The sequence below is a fragment of the Mangrovimonas xylaniphaga genome (assembly GCF_001280435.1).
GTDB classification, from domain to species: Bacteria; Bacteroidota; Bacteroidia; order Flavobacteriales; family Flavobacteriaceae; genus Mangrovimonas_A; species Mangrovimonas_A xylaniphaga.
The window spans coordinates 931,082-954,798 of sequence record NZ_LBIP01000013.1 but is presented as its reverse complement, the minus strand read 5'-3'; the positions used below and the strand labels follow the sequence as shown (position 1 = coordinate 954,798).

The window sequence follows — 23,717 nt, the reverse complement described above, 5'->3', positions numbered from 1 at the left end:
CTATCGACAATCAATTGTTGTGGGCTGCTAGTGTTTTAAAGGGTACTATATTGTTTTATAAGAACTTTAAGTTGGCATGTTCCGGCGTTGCCTAAGGGCTTCGTAAAGCACAATGCCGGTTGCGGTGGACAAATTCAAACTTTCTACATTGCCCATCATATCAATGCTAATGCAAAACTGGCAGCGTTGTAGCACGGTATCACTTAGGCCATTGGCCTCATCGCCAAACCAAATGGCCAATTGGGGCTGGGTTAATGGGCTTTCGGGGAGGCGGTAATGTTGAACTTCGTGGCTATGTGGTGAGGTTGCCATGCTGCAAAATCCTTGTTTCTCCAAAAAGTCAAAGCATTCATCGGTAGTGTCAAAGCGTTGTACATGGGTGTATTTTACGGCGCCTTTGGAGTGTTTTAGAATAGATTTGCGCTGGCGGAGTTGTTCCAAATCGCTTTCAAGGCGGTTAAGGCCGTCAATAACATAAAGCTTGTCTACCCCAAGGGCATTGACGTTTCTTATTACGGTGCCAATGTTCATGATATAGTTGGGGTTTTCCAAAACGGCGATAAGTTGTGGTGTGCTCACAGGTTGTTTCAAGTTAGGGTATCCAATTTATGCGAAGGTATTACAAATTAAAAAGCCAGTCACGTTTTTATGGTCACTGGCTTTGAATGTTATGGCTAAAATAAATTATGTGCTTAGGAAGGGAGACACTTGCTAGCGCGATTATCAAGACGCTACTGTTTCAAAGGAAACCCTATACTTCCATTATGTTTTAATAATGTATAGAAGACAAATCCCTTGGGGTATTGCTTAAGTGTCAAGTCATCACCGATTTGATTTTTTCAACCACTTCGGGTGTAATCTCGGTTAAGCCGTGTACGGTTTTGGCGTGTTCGGCCGCCATTTTTAGGGCTTCTTCCTCTGAGCTGGCTTTGATAACACCATCACAGTCAAACCCAACATCCCTGCATTTAATTGTTTTTTCCATGAGTACTTAATTTATATTTATTGTTTAAGTTTCTCTTTACCAGGGGCGTGAGTTTTAATTTAAGAAAAAATATTGAGGTATAAGGCTTTATGCTTTAAAACTTCTTAAACACCTTCAATCTAAAAACGATATCGTTGGTGCGCTCATATACCTCGTATTTGGTGTAGTGGTAGGCGGCATTGGCTTCAATTTTAAACCCTTTGTTGATTTTGTAGCCTATGCCAGGGGTTATACGAATGACATCGTTAAACTGGGTAGACTTTATCAAATTGAAAAAGAACTCTATTTCCAAGGGAACATAAAAGCCCTGTTCTTCTCCAAAGCCAACACCTTCCAAGCCAATGGTACCCTTTACCTTGTAGCGCAAACGCATCCCAAACACATCGTCATCGTCTAACTCTGTAAACATAAAGCGCTCTTCCAGCTGAATGGACTGGGCAAACTCAAAGCGCGGGGCCCAATTAAAGGCAAAGGTATACCCTTGGTGGGGCCGTATCTCTAAAGAGTTGATATCTCTTTTGGAACTTAGAAAAAACAGACCAGCTCCTGCATACAGGGTTTCTTTGTGTTTAAAGGCTTTAAACAGAAGGGTATCTGTTGTGTATTGGTAATGGAGCCGGGTAACAAAGCGGTGCCAATGTTTGGGCCAAACGGTGCGGTAGCCAACTTCCAGGGTAAAGCGTTGGTTGGAGCCAATGTTCCAATAGGGCCTGAAATCTACCCATAGCTGTCGGGTGAAGTCTGAGGTGTCCTCAACCTGAGGTTCCTCGGTTTGTGCATATAGGTTTGTAGTGGCGTACAAGCAACAAAACAGTACTGCCAACCATAGCTTTGAAGGGCACAAGAAATATTTAGCCTTAGAAAGGAAACACTTGTATACTGCCATATGTTGCTGTTTTGAGACCTATAGCAATGCCCTTGCAGGATTGCTTTAAACGCTTAAAAAGCGTTGTGATAAACTATTGCGCTCTATAAAAATATCAAGAAAATTGAAAGGACGCGTATATGATGGGGAGATATTTTTATTCAATTCAAAAGTATTTAAGGTGATGTATTAAAAAATGTTGGAGTAATTATTTTAAATTATTTCGGACTTTTTGGGAATTATTTTCCAGTCTCTTTTTTAGCTAATTATGCGTAACTTTAATAAAGCAATTTTTCAAAAACGTATTATGGAACTATGTGTTAAAACACTACGTATACTGTTGATAGGATTCTTGTTGTGCAGCAGTTATGTTATGAAATCCCAGACCTATGATGTGGCCAATGGAACAGCTTTCTTCAGGGCGAAAATTTCCATTAACTCCTATACAGGAGAGTCTAAAGAATTAAAAGGACATTTGGATGTTGATACCGGGGAATTTGAGTTTCATGTAGCTGTGAATTCCATAGATACAGGAATCAATAAACGAAATGAACACATGTTTGAATTGTTAAAAAGCAAGGAATATACTTATGTGACGTTTAAAGGAACTTTGGAGCAACCTTTAGATGTGGAATCTCTAGGTTCGCAAACCATTACTGCCCGAGGTACGTTTACATTGGTGGGCACTTCCAAGGAGGTAAGTATTCCCTTGGAGTTTAGCAAGGAAAAGGATGGACTGCGTTTAAAAGCTTCATGGAAGCTGTTGATTACAGATTATAATCTTGAACCGCCTACAAAAGCATTGATGAAAGTGAAAGATGAGCACGAAATGGGAGTAGATGCCCTGTTGCGAAAAGATTGATGTAATTGTTAGAAAGGGTAGCCAATGGCGAAGTTGAAAATAGGCTCATCAATTCTAAAGTCATAACGCTGTCCTTCGGGTAGGGATGGGTCGTGAAATGGTGCTGCCAAATCAAATCTAACCACAAAGCCTTGGATATCAATTCGAGCGCCAATGCCGGCTCCCATTCCCAATTCATTGATAAACGAACTACTGAATTTCCCTCCGGGAAGGGTTTCATTTTCTTTGGAATTCCAAATGTTACCGGCATCCACAAAAACGGCTCCTTTTAAGAAGGAGATAATAGGAAAGCGATATTCAATATTGGCTTCCAACCTGATATTTCCAGCTTGATCTATGTAGGTGTCGTCATTATCGGTTTCTTCACTAAAAGTTCCAGGTCCCAAAGAGCGTATTCTAAAAGATCTAACGCTATAAGGTCCTCCTGCATAATATTGTTTCACAAAGGGGAGGATGTTTGAATTTCCATAGGCCAATCCATAGCCACCAAACAATCTAGTGGCAATCACCTGTTGTTTTCCTATGTCCAAATGGTAATGAAAATCCAGATCCAGTTTGGCGTATTGTGCATAGGCGAGCCCCAAAAAGGTTTTGGGTTGATTGGCACCTTGATCTTTTCCAAATAAACTAATCGAATTTCCTGCAATGTCAAAAGTGGCGTTAAAATAAAATTGGTGTTTATCTTTGTTATTTACCATGCCGTTGTATGTAAAGGAATACATAAGCCCCGAAATAAACTCTTGGTCAAAACTTTCCTGTAAATAAGGGTTTTCATCCAGAATCTGTTCAAATTCTGGGGAAGTGTTCAAAAGTTGGGTGTAGTTGACAGTGACAGGATTGATTTCGTGCGTCACAAACTTATTAGCATCCCAAGTATATCCGAATTTTATATTGCCCGATAGCAGGGCGTACAAATTACTTCGGCTTAAATAATCAATGCCCAATGAGGTTTTGGTTTTTGGAATGGAGTATTTAAAATAATTGTCGTCAAATTTAATGGGGAAGAGCATGCGTGGTACCACAAGTTCACTTTTAATACCCAACTCGGTACTGTTAAGGCTATTGCTGTTGCCGCTGGCAATTTGCTTTTCAAATCCTAATTTTCCACTCACACTAAAGGTTTCGCCGCCGCTAAAAATGTTACGGTTGGTATAGGTAATGGCCAAAGCAGGGCCTGCAAAGTTGTTGGATTTGGACACGGCCTGCAGTTCGGTTCTTAAACTTCGTTTGTTCAACGGCGATAAATAAATGTCGGCTTGTAAATGCCCAAGGGAATCATTGGTGAGCGAGTCTATTTCCTTGTACTGAATGTTCACATATTTATAGGCGCCTATGGTAGAGAGTCGTCTGGCAGTATTTCTGGACTTTTGTGGGTTGTAAAGTTGCCCTTCTTCCAGAGTGACAAATGGGTCGAGGTATTTTGGTTTGAAAAAGGGTTCCGTTTCTATAAAATTTTTGTTGTTGAACCTAGTAGGGTTTGAAACCAAAGAGTCCTTCGCCAAATCATAATTGGAGTAGATGTTCACCTTAGTGATTTTGTAAGGAACTTGAGCCTTTTGAGGCACTTCCTTTTTCAGTCGCAGATAAAGATCGAAGCGTTTGTTTTTGTAGCGATTGGTATCGGCTTCAAAAATTAAAAACTGCGAGTTGAAGTTGTAATAGCCTTTTTGTTTCAATTCAGCATCAATTCTACTGCGCTCCAATTCAAAATTGGAAAGGTCAAAGCGCATGCCTTTTTTGAAAGGGGTGTTGTTAAGGGTTTGGGCAATTTCGGAATGAATGGGGTCTGAGAACGAATCCAGTTCATAGCGTTCCATGGTATAAGGCGGTGCAATTCTGGCAGTATAATGAACAGAACTTTTGTAATCTTCTTCGGTTATTTCCGAATCGGCACTACTGTAAAAGAAACCACGGTTTTCCAATCGGTTTAAGATAAGATCCCGTACTTCGGAAGTTTCAACATCCGATTGGTAGACAGGCTCCTCTCCATATTTTTTGTATAGCCATCGGTTGATAAATCCGGGATGTTTCTTTTGCATTTTGTAATAATAGTATAAGCCTAGGTGCATCCCTAAAAAGGTAGAGTTCGGCTCGGGCAAAAGCACTTTTTTCAATTCGTCCTTGAGTAGTGATTCGTTGGTAATTGTAGAATCCGATTCCATTGAAAGCGTGGCGCCGGTGTATAGGTGTTCACCTTCAGGAATGTGCTTTGTAATAGAGCAGGATTGAACCATCCAAATCGATAAAAGCAGGATGTAATAATGGCGATATTTTGAAATCGTGTTCAAGTGGATGCTATACTTTATGTTTTAGTTGTCGGTTTCTGTTTTTGTATTCTCATTCTTTTCATTTTCGTCCTCTTTAGGTTGTGGATGCACAAGGGCGTGCCAAAATTCACTGAATTTATTAAATTCCAAGGTGAAAATAAGGGCGATGCCGCTTACCATGGTTTGGCCATCAATCACATTTTCAAATTCATTGCGTCTAAATCCTTTTATTCTATAGCGGCCATTTTTGGTGAGCATATATTCCAACGTCACATTTCCAATGATGGGGGCTTCCTCGTCTTCGGGATTGCTGCCCTGTATGTCAACTTCGCTTCCTACTTGTACTGTTAGCCTGTCGTTGAACAGTTTTTTTTGCGCGGCGATATCCAATTGGGTACGGTCTTGGGGTGTGCTGCCTTGGTAATCGGTGAAACTGTCCAAGCCAAAATTGAGTTCGAAACCGGTATTTCCCAAAAGCTTGTCCGAAAACATATTTAGCTGATCGGATACCGCATCGTTAAGGTTATCCCGTGCGATTGTGGCCATTCCACCTGAGCTTCCGTCACTGCCGGGTTCTGGGTAAAAACGGTTTAAAACCAAAAGGGAAAAGACTTGTTTGTTGAGTTCCTCTTCCTGTCGGTTTACTTGTTGGATACGTCCGTACACCTGCCCGTCAATGGCTCCTTGTTCGTCTTCCGGCATGTCGATATCGAAGGAAATGACAGGTTTCATCAATTCGCCATCAATATTCAGAAAAACTTCAAAAGGCAATACTTCTCGATATTTGCTTTTCACCGAAGGGTCTGCATTGGAAGTTTGGGAGGCCATTAAAGGTCCTGCCGAAGTTTTTAATTGGTACATGGCACGAATGTCCAGTTGGGCATCAAAAGGATCTCCGGACCAAGTCACGCGACTTCCTGGAGTAAGTTCAAACTTGCGGTTCACCAAATTATACAGGCTCATTTCATAATGGCCATCTGTGACGTCATAGACTCCCGAAAGGTTCATTTGTCCGTTGGGTTTCATCGTAAAATTAAAGTCGCCTTCACCCGAAACCATAAAGTTGTCGTTGGTGCTTTCATTGATAATAATAGTGACGGCGGCCTCTTTGTCTACCTTGATAAGGGCTTTGACATCGAACCCTTTAACAGTAGCGGTTTTTTCTTCTTTTTGGGTTAGAATGGCATCGGGATTGTCGCGATTTACAAAAATGACCACGCCATCACGCTGCTCCATATTTACGGAAGCTGAAGGCATAATGTATTTAATGTCTGTTTCTTTGCCCAAAGTAGCGTTTATGTCCAATTTAGGGATTTGAAGGTCGCCTGTTAACTTGGCCTCGGCATCAAAAACGGCTGTTCCGTATATGAGGTCGTTATCCTCGCGGGAGGCATTCAATACTTGGAAATTGTCTGCCTTTATATCTAAATTGAAAGTTGGATTGGCTAAATCGTTGGTGCCAATATCACCAGTGACGACAAGGATATTATTGTTGGCATCCTTGACGGTGAAATTTTCCATTGAAATCAGGTCGTTTTGAAGGGAGACCGTTTCATTGTCCATAGAAAAACTAGCATTGAACTTTGTAATTTCAAAACCAGCATCTTTAAAATTAAGTTGCCCTTGGTAATTAGGGCTTGCCGTTGGGCCATTTATAGTAAAGCTTCCCGAGAGCTCGCCTTTGGTTTCAGAAATCTCGCCTAGACTAAAGCCTTCCAAAGCCTTCATTTGAAATGAATTAATGGTTAGGTCTAAATCTATAGTTGGATTTGTTGAGCTAGCCATATAATCTCCTTTCAAATCCAAATCAACATCACCTTCCTTTAATGAAGTGGTGAAATTGTAAGCGTTGTTGCCTTGTGAAGTGGCTTCTAGGCTTAATCTCCCCAAATCGACGTCAAGGGCGTTCAGTTCTGTGATGTCCAGATTGGCAATCAACCCCATTTCTTCAAAAGGAGTGACCAAAACAAGAATGCCATTTAAATATCCTGAAGCAATGCTTTTGTTTGGGTTGAGGTAGCTGAGCAATTCATTTAGGTTGAAATTGGAAAAATTAATGGCTACGACGTCTTTAGTGATATCGGGCTGTTGATGAGTAAGCTCGACAAGTTCGTTGTTATTGCTGAGTTGAAAGTCTTGAAACTCTAACTTTTTATCACTATAACGGATGAAGTTTGATTCTGGAATGTTCCAAGCTTCTTTGTTGATGGTAAGGTTTGAGGGAATTGTCTGCAATTCTAAAATATTGTCATTCGAAGTGATTTTGGAGTCGATATTTATGAGTGTCTCATCATTATCTTGAGCCAAAAACTTTAGTAGCATCTCTCCGTTTTGCTGCTTGCCATTAAAACTGGTTCTGGGAATGGCTAAAGGGCCGGTTGTAAATTCTTTAAAGTTGAGGTCGAACTCAAAATTATCCACATCGGTGTCTATGGAAAAAGCCAGGCTATCTAGCTCAAAACTGCTATAGTTAATTCGTGGCGCCGAAATATTCGCATTTAAAACTTTAGCACTTTCGTTGAAGTCCATGGCCATTTTAATGGTGTCGAGGTCTTTGAGGTTGACCAAAAAGACGTCGTTCATCAATGAGGATGGATTAATCGTTCCTTTGAATGTTAAGTTTACAGGGCGCTCCAAAGTGTCTACCAATCGATCGTCATCAAAAAAGTAACTTTGGATATGATGTTTTAGAGCCTTGCTAAATATTTGAGGGTTGGTGTTGGAAGCTAGTTCTGCATCCAGAAGTTTGTTATGGATTTCGACTGAAGTGGTATCGATGCTTAAATGTGCAATGGCATTGAGGTCGCCAATTAAATAGGATTTATTGTCGTAAACCACAACACCTTCCGTAAGGTTGGAGGATAGGTCAAATGTTTCTGAATTGCCTTTGAAATCAGCTTTTAACAGAAAACCCGTGCGGATGTTCCGTTCCATTAGTCCCAAAGCATTGAGGTTGGCTCCCTTTAGGTTCAGGTCAATTGATGCTTGTGGAGCAATAGAGTCTAAAGTGACCAAAGCATTGAGATCAAGATCGAGGTTGTCGTCTTTATATACCGAACTCACAGTACCGCTCCCATCTACGATAGTTCCGGTGAGTTTTAAGTCGGCAATGTTGTATTGTTTTAGGGCAAACTGAGAAATAACCGCGTCGAAATTCGCATTTAGTTGGTTGATATTGTCGCCTGAGCCATCAGCCTTAATGCTCAAGCTAAGCGGCCCCAATTCCTCATTTTTAAGAAGTTCGTCCAATCTGTATTGGTTAATATTGGCTTCAATTTCAAAAGATAAACCGCTCTCATTGTTGTAATGACCATCTATGTTGGCAAGCCCTTGTGAGGAGTTGAGCTCAGCTTTGGCTATTATAACCTTTAAATTGCCTTTGATGGTTCCCGTAAGTTGTATACTGTCCGGAAATTGAATGCCAAGAGAATCCTCAGCAACAAATTTGATAAGGTCCTCACGTGTGGTGGTTGCCGAAAAAGAAGGAATGTCAAACTGGATACTATCCGTTTTAGTGATATTTTGAATGTTGCCTTTGGCTGTTAATTGTGTGTCTTTTCCCCAATTGATGCCAAGATCTGAAATGTTTAGTGACGCTAAGGTACCATTCACGTTCAAGTGTCCTTTTATGGTATTGTGGCTTACAGTTTGTAAATATGGGTTGTCTTTTAAAGTGGGTTGAAATTTAAAAATATCATTTGGGTCAAGTTGTATTTGGGGTAGGTTTAAGTCGATGGTGGAAAGTTCTGGATTACTTATGAGCTGTGACAATTCAGCATAGTCAATGGTTAAACTTCCTTTCAATTCATTGTTGTTGACGCTAGCGTTGAGTTGCTCAATATTTAGCTGTTGGTCATTGGCACTTAATTTTAGACCAAATTCATTTAGGTTGATTCCGGAGGCTTCCTGAAATTGGATGTTTTCCAATTCAAGACCCGCGGTTTTATCTTTAAGGAAAATCTCGTTCGCTTTTAAGTTGACATATTTTAAGGCGATGGCCTTGGGGTTAAAGTTGTCCTTTTTAGGTGTGTTGTCTCCTGAAAAATAGGAGAAATTGTTGTTTTCGAAATCAATATTACCAATGTCAATATTCAGGTCGGGCCAGTTAAACTCGTTAGAAGTTGTAGTGTTTAAATCTGGTTGTGGCAGTGGACTATTGTTGGTGTTAGTATGAACCACAATGTTGGATTGTTTTAAGCTGAGGTCTCCAATTTTATAGGAATTTTGTGCAAGGTCAATGGCCTCTAGTTCTGTGTAAAACTCATCAATGTTGGCTTCTGCCTTGATGTGACTTTTGGAAGATTCGAAATTGGCAATGACGTTTTTCAGGGTAATTTCATCGGCAGCGAGAAAGGGGAGTGTGGTACTTTTCGATTCGCTGGATGGTGCTGAGTCCGTTTGAATAAAGTTGATATTGGCATCGCTGAGTGTCAATTCCGAAGCCTTAAATATCATGTTTTCCAAATTGGTGTCATCCATATCAAGTTGGAGTTCTCTGAACACAAAATGGCTATCAATACCTGTTACAGCATCGTTATAAACAATGTCAAAATCATTAAGATTGAGTTTGCCAAGAACTAAATTGAGGGGCTGGGAAATCGTGTCTTTTTCGGTTTCGTTGTCTTCTTCCGAAGCAAAAGCATCGATTAAAAATTGAAAATTGAAGCCTTCAATACTGTCGGTTCTTATAATATTGGCTCGAAGTCCGTCCCATTGTAGGTCATCGACTCCAACTCCTTTTCCAGTAATCAAGGCCCAGAGGGGCATGTTAACTTCCAATGATTTGGAATAGACCAAGGTGTCTCCCTTAGGGGTTTCGAGGTAGAATTTTTCCAATTGGATGTCGCCATCAAACGTTACAAATAGTTTTTCAATGTCAATTTTGGTGTGGGTCTTTTTGGAGATAAAATTCACGGCTTTGCCAACAATAATGTCTTGGCCCCATGGACTTCTTATAAAAAGGACGAGCAGGAAAAATAACAACAGGATACCCAAAAGCAATTTACCTAGAATGCGCAATGCTCGGTATTTCTTTTTTGGGGATGGCGTAGGTTTGTGTGCTGTTTGTCCTTCCTTCAATTGATAGATTGTTCTTACAAATGTAACCAAGTGTTAAGATACTATTTCCTTTGTAATTAATTGGTTTCTAAGGAGGAAATTAACAGGGAGGGATTATGGTTTTTGGCGGTTGGTTTATTGCTTTGTGTGTGGGGAAATTCTTTATCTTGCAATAAAAATTAATCAGTAAACCACATATGAAAATAATAGGAATAGGGAAGAATTACGTGAGTGATCTTTCTGAAATGCCTTCGGAAAAAGGCATGCCGGTCATCTTTACAAAACCAGAAAGCAGCATTCTAAAATCAGGGGAGACTCTGCAGTTGCCAAAAGTGTCCAACGAGGTTTGGTACGAAATAGAATTGGCCTTTAGAATTGGTAAGACCTGTAAGAATGTATCTCCTGAAGAGGCTATAGCTTATATTGATGGTGTTACCCTTGCTAATGACCTTACGGCTAAGGATGTATTGGCTGCTAGTAGAGAAAGCAAAGGGCCGTGGGCTTTAGCGAAAGGCTTTGATGGCGCAACGCCACTAGGGGAATTTGTGTCTATGGAAGGCTTTCAAGACTTGGGCAATATCAATTTTACTTTAGAAATCAATGGCGAGGTAGTGCAAACCGGGCATTCGTCATTGATGATTTATTCATTGGGAGAGGTTGTGGAAGTGGTGTCCTCATTTATGACCCTTGAACCTGGAGATATTATTTTAACAGGAACGCCAGCCAAAGGTGTTGGCTTGGTAAAATCTGGAGACCGTATGCTAGCCTATTTAGAAGGTGTGAAGACCTTGGAAACGGTTGTGGCGTAAATTTAGGGAGGGTAGTTGCAATATAGTTACTCTAGGCCTTTCCAATACAAAGTGAAAATTTATGTGAAGCCGCCTTTGCTTGAGGTGGCTTTGCTTTTTATCTAACTAACCAAAATTTGATGAACAGAACTTTTAATATTCCTTTACTTTTATTGATTGCCTTGTTGTTTTTTAGGTGTAATCCTATTAAAAAAACGCCTAAGTATACGGGGGCATCTAACGAGGTGAACCTATATTCAGGAGATACGCTATTTAAAACTGTGTTGCTAGATTATGCTTTTACTGAATTAGACAAGCCACCATATCTTCTGAAATCAATTGCCAATCAAGAAAGCCTCAATTTTTCTTTTGATTTGGATGGTCCAAAGCTGTTTCGGTTTTATGGTTATGACCCGCAATCCTATCCTTTTTATATCTATGTAACTCCAGGGGATTCCTTAAGTTATCGATTGGAAAACCAAATGATTGTTTTTGAAGGAAGGAATGCGGCACACTACAATTTCTTCAAGACACTTTTTGAGTCCAAATTTTCTTATGCAGGTTATGATGAAGAGCTTGGTTTGAATGCTTTTAAACAACAAACCAAAGACATCTATCAAGAGCGGTTGCAGGTTTTGGAGGCGTATGTAAAAAAAGAAAATACGTCTCAGTCCTTTTATAGTAGCATAAAGGAAGTGTTGCGATTTGAATATATTAATTGGTTGTTCAATAGGAACATGATTCCCATAGGAGCTATAACCGATTATTCTACCTTTTTGGAAGGCGTTACTATGGAAACGTTTAATAGAAATGACCAAGCAGATAATCCTTATTTTTATTTGGCTCTCATCAAGTATGTGTATTTGGTTTCTGAGGAGAAATTTGGTGAGGCTAATGCCAGTGAAGCTTTGCAATATCAGCTGCAGCTAATTGATGAAAACTTACAAGGATTAACCAAGGAGTATGCGCTGACTAAAATAATCTCTGATTATGATGGTCATATAAGGCCGGAAGATATAAATGATTTGCTAGAAGTGGTTGCCGCCTATTTGCCAAAAATAAATGACGAAACCTACAAAGGTGTTTTAGAGAAAATAGAAGTGCGTTTAGGCAGTTTTGACAAACAATTGACGGAAGCGGTAAATAAAGCAGTGTTGTTGGACCGAGAAGGGAGGCAGGTGACATTTAATGAGGTTTTGGAATCGCATGAAGGAAAATATAAGGTGATTGATTTTTGGGCCAGTTGGTGTGTGCCTTGTATAAAGGAAATCAAGGAAGGTCATTTGTTTAGAGAAAAAATCACAAAGAATAAAAACGTTGAATTTCTATATGTTTCCATAGATAAAGATCGTGATAAATGGATGGCAAGAGGAGAAGAGTTGAAAGTTTATGGCATGCTTGAAAACCAGTATGTGATTGTTGGTGATGAACATGATATCTTAAGGTCTTTTTTTAATGTTGTTGCTGTCCCTCATTATGCAGTTTTGGATGAAAACAATGAGGTGTTGTTGTTTAATGCTCCAACTCCAGTAGATACTCCACAGTTTATGGAGGTGTTTGGGGAGGTGAAGTGATTGCTTTAAACTTAATAGAGTATTTTCTTATGAAGAAATTTTTATGCGTTTTGGGTTTTGTATCGTCTTTGTCGCTTGCACAGAAGTATGAAATTATAGACGAGAAAACGGAAGCTCCCGTTGCTTTCGCACATATAGATTTTTTAAATGGAAAGGGAACCTATTCTGATGATAATGGCATGTTCACAATGCCTTTAGAAACTTTAGTGGATTCAATTCGCATTTCGTGTATAGGGTATAAAAGTAAAAAGATTCATGTTAACAGTCTGAAAGACGAAAGGATTATCCCTTTGAAAGGAGAGGCATTAGGGCTGAATGAAATATACCTAAAGTCAAGATTCAGAAAAGTTTTAAAACATCATAAAAAAATGCTTAATCTAAATCTAGATGTAGGAGGTTTTGGGTACGACCAGTTGGTTTTGACATTCGTGCCATTTCCTGAGAACCTGTCAACTGATAATGCTAGAATAAAAAGTATTGTAATTAATACCACTGGACTGAGGTCGAAAAAAAGGCGGTATTATCCATTTAAGGTAAATCTGTTTTCTACCAATAAAAACACTAAATATCCAAATGTTTCGGATACCCTTTTGCCGTGGATTGTTGCATCAAGAAAGATTGGAAGGCCTTCGGAAGTTTTTGTAAGCATCGATAAAAGTTATAATGTGGCATTTGGAAAGAATGGTATTTTCGTGGGATTTCAGACCTTATCTAAAGAAGCTTATCCTGAAGATGAGCATTATAACGTCGAGAAGGTTTTGTATTTTTCCAGTACATCGGGGCATAATAATTATGGAGCGGCGGTCAAGTCAATTGTTCCAAAAGATGAAGGGACCTATTCATTCAGGCAAGTAGTACAGGAGTTTCAGAATTCTCAAGGTGAAGAGGTCGTTCATAAATATTGGGAGGAAGTGGAAGGTTATATTTATGATTTAACCATTGAAATCGAATATTAAGGAGTTTTCCTCTTTTTCTTATGAGCATTAATTACTTAGTCTCCCTTCTTATAAATATCCTTTAAGATCAAGGTGTCCCCTTCCTTGTTCACTACCTTTAAATCATAGCGTACCTGTATTTGTGTGCCAATGGGAGTGTAATAATAAACAATCCAAGCGTCTGATTCTCGGGTGCCAATGCAGCCATTGGAATAGGCTTTCCCTAAGGTAACCGGATTGGTGGTAGGGTGGATCATTTGTCCGTATTTCTGGCCATCCAGTTCGGTTTCTGTAAATGGAATCAAGGGCAATTTAGTGACCTTGTTGTCGTCTCGTCTTGTTACAAAATATTCGTGGTTGGTGGCCGGGTTGACGTAGCGTGGATGTTTGTTGTGGGCTACAATATGGCCTTCCCCGGTTTTGGTCCGTAAATCTTCAATTTTGTCGGACATCTTTAGGTATTTTGTTTCGTGTCTTCCTACTCTTACGGGAAATTCATAAAGCTCTGATTCTCCCTCGTAAATTCGGAGTTTGAATTCGGGGATGTTTACATCTATGCGGGTGTTTTGGAACGCCGTAAGAAGGCCCTTGGCGGTTAGGGAATCTGGAACCTTAAGCGTATTTCCCTTGGGCAAGGCAATCATTTTCTTCTGGTCGTAGATAAAAGAATCGCGTGCTTTCATTAGGTAGTAATCGGTGTTGTATAAGGTGTCGATTACCCAGGGATTGGCCCGTATCAATAGGTGTTCTGTAAGCGGGTATTTTGTTAAAGAGTCGTATTGCTTTACTAGGGAATCTACATATTGAAAATAGTTTTCAATGGTAATATTGCGATCAATCTTGATGGTCCGCCATGCTTTTTCGGTGGAAATCGTGTCTTGTTGGGTATTGAACTGTGATAAAAAGAAATTTTTCTCCTGAAAAAGAGAGCTCTTTAACAGGATTCCGAGAATAAAAATTGCCAATAGTTTATAGCTCATTTTAGGTCCGTGCTACAATTGTTTGTTGTTTAGAACTAAGGCAGCTGTTTGCTGAAGAAGTGCCTCATTGTTGTCTAGAATTTCTTTTGTTCTGTGATAACCTATATTAAAAATCTCATCAACATGTCTTTTGTCGAAAGTACCATATTTGCTGAGCTCTTTTGGGTACACAACCACATTGCACAAATTGAATTTACTGTAATCTTCCTGAAAGGATTTTAGTTTAATGGCGCGCTCCATGATGTGGAACATGTGCTTGACATCGGTGATGTTGATGGTATCTATGCCATTCACGTAGCTTCCAATGATGCTGTCGCAATGGGGTTTTAATAATTCTGCAGGAAAATTATTGAGTGTCCCTCCATCAATATAATAATCGTCTTTTATTTTCACAGGGGCAAAAATTCCGGGAAAGGCGGCAGAGGCCAGTATGGGCATGATTAACTTTCCTTGGTTGAATATTTCGAGGTTGCCATCCAAAATGTTTGTGGCCGTTATGCTAAGTGGTATTTGTAGCGCTTCAAAACTGTCTTCCTTTAGGTAGTTCTTGAATTCAGCATAAAACTTTTCGGTATCAATAAGGCCTGGTTTTCCTTTAGCGTACTTGGTAACGTCGAAAATTTGAAACTTTTTAAAAAAATGCAGGATATCACTCCAATGATGTCCATAGGCATACAATGCGCCTACGATAGCACCAATACTGGTGCCTGAAATTTGTGTTGGGAAAATACCGTGTTCTTCAAGGGCTTTTATGGCGCCTATATGGGCTGCGCCTCTAACACCCCCGCCAGAAAGTACTAAGCCTATGTTCATAAAATAGATGTAATGGAAAGTATTGCTTAAATATACAATGATATTTGGTTTTTTGAAATGAGAATTGTCAATGTTGATAATTGACTTACATCATATTGCGGATGCTTTCAATTTCATATCTTTAATAGATATTTATGGGGCAATATGGTTAAATCCAGTAATATAAGTTTGCATGTGAAAGACTTTCTGATGGAGGTAGGGGATATGACTTATTTTACTTCTAGGTTTTTTAAGGAGTTGTTTAATAAGCCTTTTGAGTTCAAAGAGCTCTTGCGGCAATGTTACAATATTGGGAATCGCTCCTCGTTGTTGGTGGTGATTACAGGCTTTATTATTGGTTTGGTTTTGACCTTGCAAACGCGGCCCACCTTAATGGAATTTGGTGCGGTGTCCTGGATGCCTTCTATGGTTGGAATTTCCATAGTGAGGGAAATAGGGCCTATAATTACGGCTTTGGTTTGTGCCGGAAGAATAGGCTCTGGAATTGGAGCAGAGTTGGGCTCTATGCGGGTTACAGAACAGATTGATGCCATGGAAGTTTCGGGAGCTAATCCTTTTAAATATTTAGTGGTTACCCGTGTACTGGCTGCCACCTTAATGCTGCCTATTTTGGTGATTGTTGGAGATGCTGTTGCGCTATTTGGTTCTTATTTGGTGGAGAACGTTAAAGGGAATGTATCATTTATGTTGTATTTCAATCAGGTGTTTGATGCTCTGGAGTTCAGTGATATTTTTCCAGCGACGATTAAAACCTTTTTTTTTGGTTTGGCCATTGGGCTTGTTGGGTGTTATAAAGGGTATTTCTGTAATAAAGGAACTGAGGGTGTTGGGATGGCAGCCAATTCGGCGGTGGTAGTAACCTCTTTAATGTTGTTTATTATTGACTTTGTAGCGGTTTTGGTGACAGATATTTTCTATGATTTATGATGGAGCAGAATCACATAGAAGAGCCTAATGTGGTCCTAGAAGTGAGGGATCTTCACAAGAGTTTTGGTGATAACTACGTGCTGAACGGGTTCAACATGCAGCTTTATCAAGGGGAAAATCTAGTCATTATGGGGAAGTCGGGATCGGGAAAGTCCGTAATGATAAAATGTTTGGTAGGTTTGATGGAGGCCGACAGTGGTTTTATTTCGGTGATGCACAACGATATTACAAAGTTGGACCATGAATCATTAGATATTTTAAGACGGGAAATTGGCTTTTTGTTTCAGGGTAGTGCTCTTTATGATTCCATGACGGTAAGGGAAAATCTTAAATTTCCTATGCGTTGGCATACCAAGAAGTTTGGAGGGGAAGAGAATCAAGAAAAGTTGGTGATGGAAGCTTTGGAAAATGTTGGTTTAGAAAAGGCCATAGAGTTGATGCCTTCGGAATTATCGGGAGGAATGAAACGGCGTATTGCGTTAGCAAGGACGCTAATTATGCAGCCAAAAATCATTATTTATGATGAGCCCACCAGTGGTCTGGATCCTATTACGGCCAAGGAAATTGTCATCCTGATGCAAAAAGTGCAGAAGCAGTACAATACTTCGTCCCTTATCATTACTCATGATGTGGACTGTGCCCGGGTGATTGCCGATAGGATGGTATTGTTGATAGATGGCGTGGATTATGCGGTTGGGACTTTTGCTGAGTTGTCCAGTTCCAAAGATCCAAAAGTGAAGGCATTTTTTAAAGAAGAAGTATGAAAACGATGGATTCAAAGAAAATACAATTAGGGCTTCTTGTAGTCATAGGGTCTGTTTTGTTTGTAGCGGCGGTCTATCTTATTGGGCAACGTCAGGAACTGTTCAAAAAAACATTTACCATAAGTGCACAATTCAGAAATGTTAATGGTTTAAAGAATGGAAATAATGTGCGTTATTCAGGTTTGGATATTGGTACCGTGAAAAAAGTCTATATGATCAATGACTCTATTATACGTGTAGATATGGCTTTGGATGAAAAAATAATAGGCCACATCAGGAAAAATGCCATTGCAACCATAGGGGCGGATGGTCTTGTAGGGAATATGGTAGTGAACATCGTTCCGGGAAAGGGAAGTGCTCCCGTGGTTGATAATGGCGATGTTTTAGAGTCTTATAGTAAAATAAGTGCCGATGATATTTTGAATACCTTAAGCACGACCAATGAAAATGCAGCAATCCTTACTTCGGATCTGTTAAAGATTACCAATAGAATTGTGGATGGAGAGGGCACCATTGGGGTCTTGCTGAATGATACCATTATGGCTAAAGAATTAAAGCAAACCATAGCCAATTTAAATCTAGCCAGTAAAGGGGCTTCTCTTACCGTGAACAAATTAAATGGCTTGGTGGAAACTCTGAAAACTAATGATGAATCGGTATTGGGAGTATTGCTGAACGATACCATTTCGGGGGAAAGGTTAAAAACCGTAGTCCAAAATATGGAAAGTTTGAGTGTGGATATGGAAAATGTTGTTGGTAATATCAATAAAATGGTTTTGGATATTCAATCTAGTGAGGGAACCCTTAATTATATTTTAAACGACACTATCCTGGTGCAGGATTTAAAAGCCTCAGCTGATAACATCAAACAAGGGACTGATAAGTTTAATGAAAACATGGAAGCTTTAAGGCACAATGCGCTTTTTAGAGGTTATTTCAAGAAATTGGAACGGGAACAGGAGCGAGAGGCTAAAAAAGCAAATAAAAATTGAATACCGTTTTTAAGCACTTTTCAATATAAAAACCTTTAAAAACCAAAAAACCCGAACAAAGTTGTTCGGGTTTTTGGTGGTGGTGCCTCCAGGAATCGAACCAGGGACACAAGGATTTTCAGTCCTTTGCTCTACCAACTGAGCTAAGGCACCAGTCGCTTAATTGCGGATGCAAATATAAGGGCAATTTTGATATTCGCAAAGATAATTTTAGAAAAAATTTAATTCTTTTATTTCCGTTGCTTTTAGGGCTTAAATTCTAGCGATTTAGGAATAAATTTTTTTTGCCTTTTTAAACTGTTACATACTTGTTTTGTAATTTTACCCTTTTTAAAGCTATGAATTTAATTGTCGACGTTGGCAATACCTTTGTAAAGTTTGCCATTTTCCAGCAGGAGGAAATTATTTTTAAGTGCAGTTTCGATCTTGCTCATTTTGAAACCGAGTTTGAGGGGCTTTTTGAAAATTATGAAAGCATTCAGAAATGCATTCTTTCTTCGGTGGGCGATTTGGACAATGGCATGCTGAAATTGATTCAGTCAAAATTGCCAGTCTTGGTTTTGGATGCGGAGACTAAACTTCCCTTTGTAAATGCTTACAGTACACCACATACCTTAGGGGTGGATCGTGTGGCATTGGTGAGCGCCGCGGTTAAAAACTTTCCCCAGCAAAATGTCTTGGTAATCGATGCAGGTACTTGTATTACCTACGATTTTACAGATGCTGAAAGTACTTATAAAGGAGGCGCTATTTCTCCTGGGATTAGGATGCGCTATAAATCGCTTAACAATTTAACGGCCAATTTGCCGTTACTTGAAACAGAGATGCCTAGAGGTTTAATTGGAGATTCTACCATTACTTCCATACATTCGGGGGTTGTGGGCGGTGTTTTAAAAGAAATTAATGGAGTAGTTGATGATTATCGTCAGGAATATAGAGATTTAACAGTTATTTTAACAGGAGGGGACTCAGATTTCTTGTCAAAACAATTAAAAAATGGCATATTTGCCAACTCTAATTTTCTTTTAGAAGGTTTAAACTTTATATTAGAATATAATTTGTACTAAATGATAAAAAAACTTGTAGTAGTTTTTATAGCTTCTTTTGCATTGCAGTTACATGCACAACAAGGTACAGTTTCACCCTATTCGTTTTTTGGAATTGGAAGTTTAAAGTTCAAGGGAACTGTTGAAAACAGAAGTATGGGAGGTTTGAGTATTTATACCGATAGTATCCATGTTAATTTAAGAAACCCTGCAAGTTACGCTACCCCAAACCTAAAGTCATTTAAAGAGGAAAGCCGTCCAGTGAAATTTGCCCTTGCCGGAAGCCAACAAAGTTTGAATTTGCAAAGTGATAGTGGAAGCGATAGATCATCTGCAACCACTTTTGACTATTTGGCCATGTCTATCCCAATGGGAAAATTTGGTTTTGGCTTTGGTTTGTTGCCTTATACATCGGTTGGTTATAAAATTCAGTCTAAAGATGAAGAGGGGAATATCACCAATAAATATACAGGAGAAGGTGGTTTAAATAGAACTTATCTTGGTCTGGGATATGCCGTGACACCAAAATTGAGTGTTGGTGTTGATTTAAGTTATAACTTTGGAAATGTTAGAAATAACGTTCAGGAGTATTTCTTTGATGAAGGAGATTATATCCAATATCCTACTTTAGAGAGAAATCGTTCCAATTTAAGTGGGTTCACGGTTAATTTTGGAGTGACCTATAAAACTATGATTAAGGAGAAGTTTGAATTGGTAACCTCTTTAACCTATGCGCCAGAAGGGAGCTTGACTTCGAAAAATACCAGAACGATATTAACTGGAGATGGAACAAGTCTTGAGGCCGATTTGGAATCGCAGGGATTGGATGAAACCGATTTGACGATGCCGTCACGTCTGTCTTTTGGAGCAGGGATTGGGCAGCCAAGAAGATGGTTTGTTGGGGCGGAATATACCACCCAAAATATAAGTGCGTTCTCAAATCCATTTATGGACAGTAATAATACTAACTTTGTAGATGGATCGAATTTCTCATTTGGAGGATTTTTTATTCCTGAGTACGATTCTTTTTCAAAATACTGGAAACGAATCACCTATAGGGCTGGAATGCACTTTGAGCACACAGGTTTGAAAATAAGTGATGAGGATATTAAGGAGTTTGGCATATCTTTTGGAGCAGGGTTTCCAGTGGGAGGTGTGTTTTCCAATGCAAACCTTGGGTTGGAGTTCGGAAAAAGAGGAACCACAAACCAAAATTTGGTTCAGGAAAATTTCGCCAATATCCTAATCAGTTTGTCTTTAAACGACAGATGGTTCCAGAAATTAAAATATAACTAAATTTACAGTAATTAATAATTAAACAATGAAAGCGAGAATAACTTTAGTATTAGTTGCCCTGTTTTTGAGCGTTAACATCGGGTTTGCTCAACAAGACGAAGAGTGCATGACTAACCTAATGATCTTTTCAGACTATGTAAAGAGCAAAAAATACGATGAGGCATATGAGCCATGGATGAAGGTGCGTAACAAATGCCCAAAGTTTAATTATGCTATTTACGGGTATGGAGAGAAAATTCTAGACCATAAAATCAAGAATTCTTCAGGAGCAGATAAAGCGGCTTTTGTGAATGATAAAATGAAGTTGTTGGATGAAGGTCTTGCTAATTTCCCAAATAAGTACGAAAAAGGAGAAGTACTTAATGATAAAGGGTTATTGATGTATGATAACAAAAAGGAATTGGGCGTTTCAAATCAGGAGATCTATGATATGTTTGATAGAGCATATAAGGAAGATTTGAAAAATTTTAAAAACCCTAAAGGATTGTACGTGTACTTTTCTACAGCGGTAGATTTGTATAACGAAGGGAAATTACCACTTCAGTCTGTATTTGATAAATACGATGATGTATCTGATAAAATTGGTACTGAGGTAGAAATCTGCACAGAAGAGTTGAACAAATTAGTTCAAAAGGAAGAGGCAGGGCAAACGTTGACTTCTAAGGAGGAGAAATACAGAAAATACTATACTAACTACCTTGAAAACTATGAGAAAATCGGAGGTAGTATCGATAGCAAATTAGGACAATTGGCAAATTGTGAAAACTTAATTCCATTGTACAAAAAGGATTTCGAAACGTATAAGAACGATGCTGTTTGGTTGAAGAGAGCGGTAAGCAGAATGTACAACAAGGAGTGTACGGACGATCCTCTTTATATTGAATTGGTAAAAGCTTATGATGCTACAGCTCCTTCTGCAGACACTAAGTATTTCGTAGCAACTATTTTGTTTAAGCAAAATAAAGATAGCGAAGCTGTAAACTACTTAAAGCAAGCTTTCGATTTGGAAACTGATAAGTACAAGAAAGGAAGATTGGCCGAGAGAATTGGTGGGATCTTAAAGAAAAAAGGTCGTTATAGCGAAGCTAGAAACTACTATAGAGAGTCTTTGAAGTTGAACCCTTCAAACGGAAGACCTCATTTGAACATTGCAGCAATGTATGCAGCTAGCGCCAATGATTGTGGTGCAGACAGTTTTGATAAAAGAGCCGTATTTTGGTATGCAGCTCAAGAAGCTAGAAAAGCTGGGAAAGTAGATGCTACATTAACTAAAGTAGCTAACCAAACAGCTGCTAGCTACGAAGGTAATGCGCCTACAAAAGGAGATATCTTTACTAAAGGTAACGCTGGACAAACTATTAAAATTGGTTGTTGGATCAATGGTAGCGTAGTGGTGCCAAGTTTGTAAATGAAACAGAAACATTTATATACTAACATAAAACTGGTCACAGCAATTGCTGTGACCTTGTTTTTTTCGTGTCAAAACAATTTAAAGGAAGTCCAAAAAATTGGGATTTCCCAAAACAAACCTATTGGCGAAGCGGAGCATATCAATTTAAAGTATACCGAAAAATTGAGTGATACGGCAAAGATGAAAGCCAATTTGGTGAGTCCAAAAATGTTGGACTTTTCAAACCGAAAGTTTTCCTTTACGGAGTTTCCTGATGGTATTCATCTTACGGTCTTTGATGACGATTTCCGTAAAAATGTTATCGTATCAGATTATGCCATTGTGTATAATGACACAGACCTTATAGACCTTCAAGGGAATGTGGTGATATCTACCTACTCCAAGGACACGCTTTATGCAGACCAACTGTACTACGATCAAAAAAATGAATGGTTGTTTACCAATGGTGAGTTTACCCTTCGTTCAGGCTCCGAACTTACCAAAGGGCAAGGTCTAGATTCCGATTCCAATTTCGAAAACTTCGAAATTACCGAAATGAGTGGCGTATTGTATCTAGATGATACCGAAGAATCCCCTTCAAACTAAATCCTACACTTAAATAATTAGCTATCTTTGTGAGGTAATTAACACCAAGATTCATGAAATTAATGAAGATTTTTCAATACGCTTACATTGTGTTTGCGGTATTGTTTACCTATGATGGGATTTCAAAATGGGACACCAACCGTAATGGAGCCTATACCTCTTTGCTATTGGCAGCTTTGGCGGTTTTTATGTTTTTCTTCAGGAGCCGTTTCAGAAAGAAGTTTGAAGACAGAAACAAGTAATGCCCAATGGACATTAACGGAGTTATCATTGTAGTTTCCCTATTGCTTTCGGCGTTTTTCTCCGGAATGGAAATAGCCTATGTTTCGGCCAACAAAATCCATATTGAAATTGAGAAGAAGCAAGGCGACTTCCTGGCCAAAATATTAAAGCGTTTAACCGAAAAGCCTTCCAAGTATATCGCTACCATGCTTATTGGTAATAATATTGCTCTGGTTATTTACGGTTTTGTGATGGGGGATGTGTTGATGGAGTGGTTCCAATCCATTTTACCCACCAATTATGGTTTTATAAACTATCTACTCTCCGATTTAAGTTTGCTCTCCCAAACGGTGATTTCTACCCTGGTCATCTTGATCACGGCTGAGTTTTTGCCAAAGGTATTTTTTCAGATTTATGCCAATTCCTTTTTAAAGATTTTCGCTTTTCCAGCCTATCTATTCTATTTGTTGTTTTGGTTTATTTCCTCTTTTGTAATGTGGATTTCAGACAGTGTTTTGCGTCGTTTTTTTAAAACCGATGGCGATGATGTACGTTTGGCTATGACTAAAGTGGAATTAGGGAACTACATCAGTGAACAAATGGAATCGGTGGAAGAGCATGATGAAGTAGACAGTGAAATCCAGATTTTCCAAAAGGCTTTAGAGTTTTCCGAAGTAAAGGCGAGAGAAGTAATGGTGCCAAGAACCGAAATTATCGCTGTTGAAGTGCATGATACTATAAAGAACATCAGTGGACTGTTTACCGCCTCTGGGCTTTCCAAAATTTTGGTTTACAAAGATTCTATTGATGATGTGTTGGGTTATGTGCATTCCTTTGAATTGTTCAAAAAGCCAACTTCCATAAAATCCATTATTCTTCCGGTAGAGTTTGTCCCGGAAACTATGTTGGCAAAGGATGTGTTGAACATTCTCACTAAAAAACGTAAGAGTATCGCCGTGGTAATTGATGAATACGGCGGAACAGCCGGCATCATGACTGTGGAGGATATTGTAGAGGAGTTGTTTGGTGAAATTGAGGACGAACACGATACCATTGCATTGATAGAGGAAAAAATTGATGACAGGAATTATAAATTCTCTGCACGTCTGGAAGTAGACTATATTAACGAAACCTATAAATTGGATCTGCCAGAAGGGGAAAATTATGAAACTTTGGGTGGTTTGATTGTGGATGAAACGGAGGAGATTCCGCAATTGAATGATCAGGTCATGATTGAAAACTATCTGTTTACTATTTTGGAAGTCTCTTCAACCAAAATTGACGTGGTCTCTTTAAAAGTTCTGGAGGAAGAATAGTTTCTAAAAATCTACTATTTCTTTTTACTTC

At 39.1% G+C, this 23,717-nt stretch carries 20 protein-coding genes and 1 tRNA gene; 13 read left to right on the top strand and 8 right to left on the bottom strand.

What is annotated here, in order from left to right; all coding sequences use genetic code 11:
- Positions 1–66 precede the first annotated feature (66 nt).
- The 3 genes from ZA06_RS04255 to ZA06_RS04250 form a co-directional block, all read right to left on the bottom strand.
- The gene (locus tag ZA06_RS04255; protein ID WP_053976145.1) at positions 67–591 is read right to left on the bottom strand and encodes a TrmH family RNA methyltransferase; all 525 of its coding nucleotides are present in this window, start codon (positions 589–591) and stop codon (positions 67–69) included.
- Positions 592–814: 223 nt separating this feature from the next.
- Positions 815–985: a DUF1059 domain-containing protein gene (locus ZA06_RS16730; RefSeq protein ID WP_082331928.1), complete on the bottom strand. Its 171-nt coding sequence runs from the start codon at positions 983–985 to the stop codon at positions 815–817.
- Between the two features lie 94 nt (positions 986–1,079).
- Positions 1,080–1,871, bottom strand: a complete 792-nt coding sequence (locus ZA06_RS04250) for a DUF2490 domain-containing protein (protein WP_082331927.1) — start codon at positions 1,869–1,871, stop codon at positions 1,080–1,082.
- Positions 1,872–2,223: 352 nt separating this feature from the next.
- Here ZA06_RS04250 and ZA06_RS04245 point away from each other — a divergent pair, with 352 nt between their 5' ends.
- On the top strand, positions 2,224–2,712 hold the full coding sequence (locus tag ZA06_RS04245) for a YceI family protein (protein ID WP_053976143.1): 489 nt from the start codon (positions 2,224–2,226) through the stop codon (positions 2,710–2,712).
- A gap of 8 nt (positions 2,713–2,720) precedes the next feature.
- Here ZA06_RS04245 and tamL read toward each other — a convergent pair whose 3' ends face one another.
- The gene (gene tamL, locus ZA06_RS04240) at positions 2,721–4,991 is read right to left on the bottom strand and encodes a translocation and assembly module lipoprotein TamL (RefSeq protein ID WP_449405303.1); all 2,271 of its coding nucleotides are present in this window, start codon (positions 4,989–4,991) and stop codon (positions 2,721–2,723) included.
- Between the two features lie 30 nt (positions 4,992–5,021).
- Positions 5,022–10,088: a translocation/assembly module TamB domain-containing protein gene (locus ZA06_RS04235; protein ID WP_157503087.1), complete on the bottom strand. Its 5,067-nt coding sequence runs from the start codon at positions 10,086–10,088 to the stop codon at positions 5,022–5,024.
- Positions 10,089–10,234: 146 nt separating this feature from the next.
- Between ZA06_RS04235 and ZA06_RS04230 the strand changes: the two genes are divergently transcribed.
- From ZA06_RS04230 to ZA06_RS04220, 3 genes are all read left to right on the top strand, one after another.
- Positions 10,235–10,846: a fumarylacetoacetate hydrolase family protein gene (locus ZA06_RS04230; protein WP_053976140.1), complete on the top strand. Its 612-nt coding sequence runs from the start codon at positions 10,235–10,237 to the stop codon at positions 10,844–10,846.
- Between the two features lie 119 nt (positions 10,847–10,965).
- A complete protein-coding gene (locus ZA06_RS04225; protein WP_053976139.1) occupies positions 10,966–12,399 on the top strand; it encodes a TlpA family protein disulfide reductase in 1,434 nt (477 codons plus the stop codon).
- 29 nt (positions 12,400–12,428) lie between these two features.
- Positions 12,429–13,355 carry a carboxypeptidase-like regulatory domain-containing protein gene (locus ZA06_RS04220; RefSeq protein ID WP_157503085.1) on the top strand — a complete coding sequence of 309 codons (927 nt, stop codon included), beginning with the start codon at positions 12,429–12,431 and terminating at the stop codon, positions 13,353–13,355.
- Between the two features lie 35 nt (positions 13,356–13,390).
- Here the strand turns inward: ZA06_RS04220 and ZA06_RS04215 are convergent, their stop codons facing one another.
- Together ZA06_RS04215 and ZA06_RS04210 are read right to left on the bottom strand one after the other, a co-directional pair.
- The gene (locus tag ZA06_RS04215) at positions 13,391–14,314 is read right to left on the bottom strand and encodes a L,D-transpeptidase (RefSeq protein ID WP_053976137.1); all 924 of its coding nucleotides are present in this window, start codon (positions 14,312–14,314) and stop codon (positions 13,391–13,393) included.
- Positions 14,315–14,326: 12 nt separating this feature from the next.
- Entirely contained in the window at positions 14,327–15,127 is an 801-nt protein-coding gene (locus ZA06_RS04210) for a patatin-like phospholipase family protein (RefSeq protein ID WP_053976136.1), read from the bottom strand.
- A 174-nt stretch (positions 15,128–15,301) separates the two neighbouring features.
- Here ZA06_RS04210 and ZA06_RS04205 point away from each other — a divergent pair, with 174 nt between their 5' ends.
- Genes ZA06_RS04205 through ZA06_RS04195 form a run of 3 tightly spaced genes read left to right on the top strand, consistent with a single transcriptional unit; the run spans position 15,302 to position 17,810 of the window.
- A complete protein-coding gene (locus tag ZA06_RS04205) occupies positions 15,302–16,054 on the top strand; it encodes an MlaE family ABC transporter permease (RefSeq protein WP_394332241.1) in 753 nt (250 codons plus the stop codon).
- Positions 16,051–16,818 carry an ABC transporter ATP-binding protein gene (locus tag ZA06_RS04200; RefSeq protein WP_053976134.1) on the top strand — a complete coding sequence of 256 codons (768 nt, stop codon included), beginning with the start codon at positions 16,051–16,053 and terminating at the stop codon, positions 16,816–16,818. The genes ZA06_RS04205 and ZA06_RS04200 overlap by 4 nt, the downstream gene beginning before the upstream one ends.
- Positions 16,819–16,823: 5 nt before the next feature.
- The gene (locus ZA06_RS04195) at positions 16,824–17,810 is read left to right on the top strand and encodes an MlaD family protein (RefSeq protein ID WP_316931747.1); all 987 of its coding nucleotides are present in this window, start codon (positions 16,824–16,826) and stop codon (positions 17,808–17,810) included.
- A 77-nt stretch (positions 17,811–17,887) separates the two neighbouring features.
- Here ZA06_RS04195 and ZA06_RS04190 read toward each other — a convergent pair.
- A tRNA-Phe gene (locus ZA06_RS04190) sits at positions 17,888–17,963 on the bottom strand.
- Positions 17,964–18,148: 185 nt separating this feature from the next.
- Between ZA06_RS04190 and ZA06_RS04185 the strand changes: the two genes are divergently transcribed.
- Genes ZA06_RS04185 through ZA06_RS04160 form a run of 6 tightly spaced genes read left to right on the top strand, consistent with a single transcriptional unit; the run spans position 18,149 to position 23,686 of the window.
- The gene (locus tag ZA06_RS04185) at positions 18,149–18,877 is read left to right on the top strand and encodes a type III pantothenate kinase (RefSeq protein WP_053976132.1); all 729 of its coding nucleotides are present in this window, start codon (positions 18,149–18,151) and stop codon (positions 18,875–18,877) included.
- A complete protein-coding gene (locus ZA06_RS04180) occupies positions 18,878–20,152 on the top strand; it encodes a hypothetical protein (RefSeq protein WP_053976131.1) in 1,275 nt (424 codons plus the stop codon).
- 25 nt (positions 20,153–20,177) lie between these two features.
- Positions 20,178–21,560 carry a tetratricopeptide repeat protein gene (locus tag ZA06_RS04175; RefSeq protein WP_053976130.1) on the top strand — a complete coding sequence of 461 codons (1,383 nt, stop codon included), beginning with the start codon at positions 20,178–20,180 and terminating at the stop codon, positions 21,558–21,560.
- Positions 21,561–22,148 carry an LPS export ABC transporter periplasmic protein LptC gene (gene lptC, locus ZA06_RS04170; protein WP_053976129.1) on the top strand — a complete coding sequence of 196 codons (588 nt, stop codon included), beginning with the start codon at positions 21,561–21,563 and terminating at the stop codon, positions 22,146–22,148. It abuts the gene before it with no gap.
- Positions 22,149–22,201: 53 nt separating this feature from the next.
- A complete protein-coding gene (locus ZA06_RS04165; protein ID WP_053976128.1) occupies positions 22,202–22,390 on the top strand; it encodes a hypothetical protein in 189 nt (62 codons plus the stop codon).
- A 6-nt stretch (positions 22,391–22,396) separates the two neighbouring features.
- On the top strand, positions 22,397–23,686 hold the full coding sequence (locus ZA06_RS04160; protein ID WP_053976127.1) for a hemolysin family protein: 1,290 nt from the start codon (positions 22,397–22,399) through the stop codon (positions 23,684–23,686).
- Positions 23,687–23,717 lie beyond the last annotated feature (31 nt).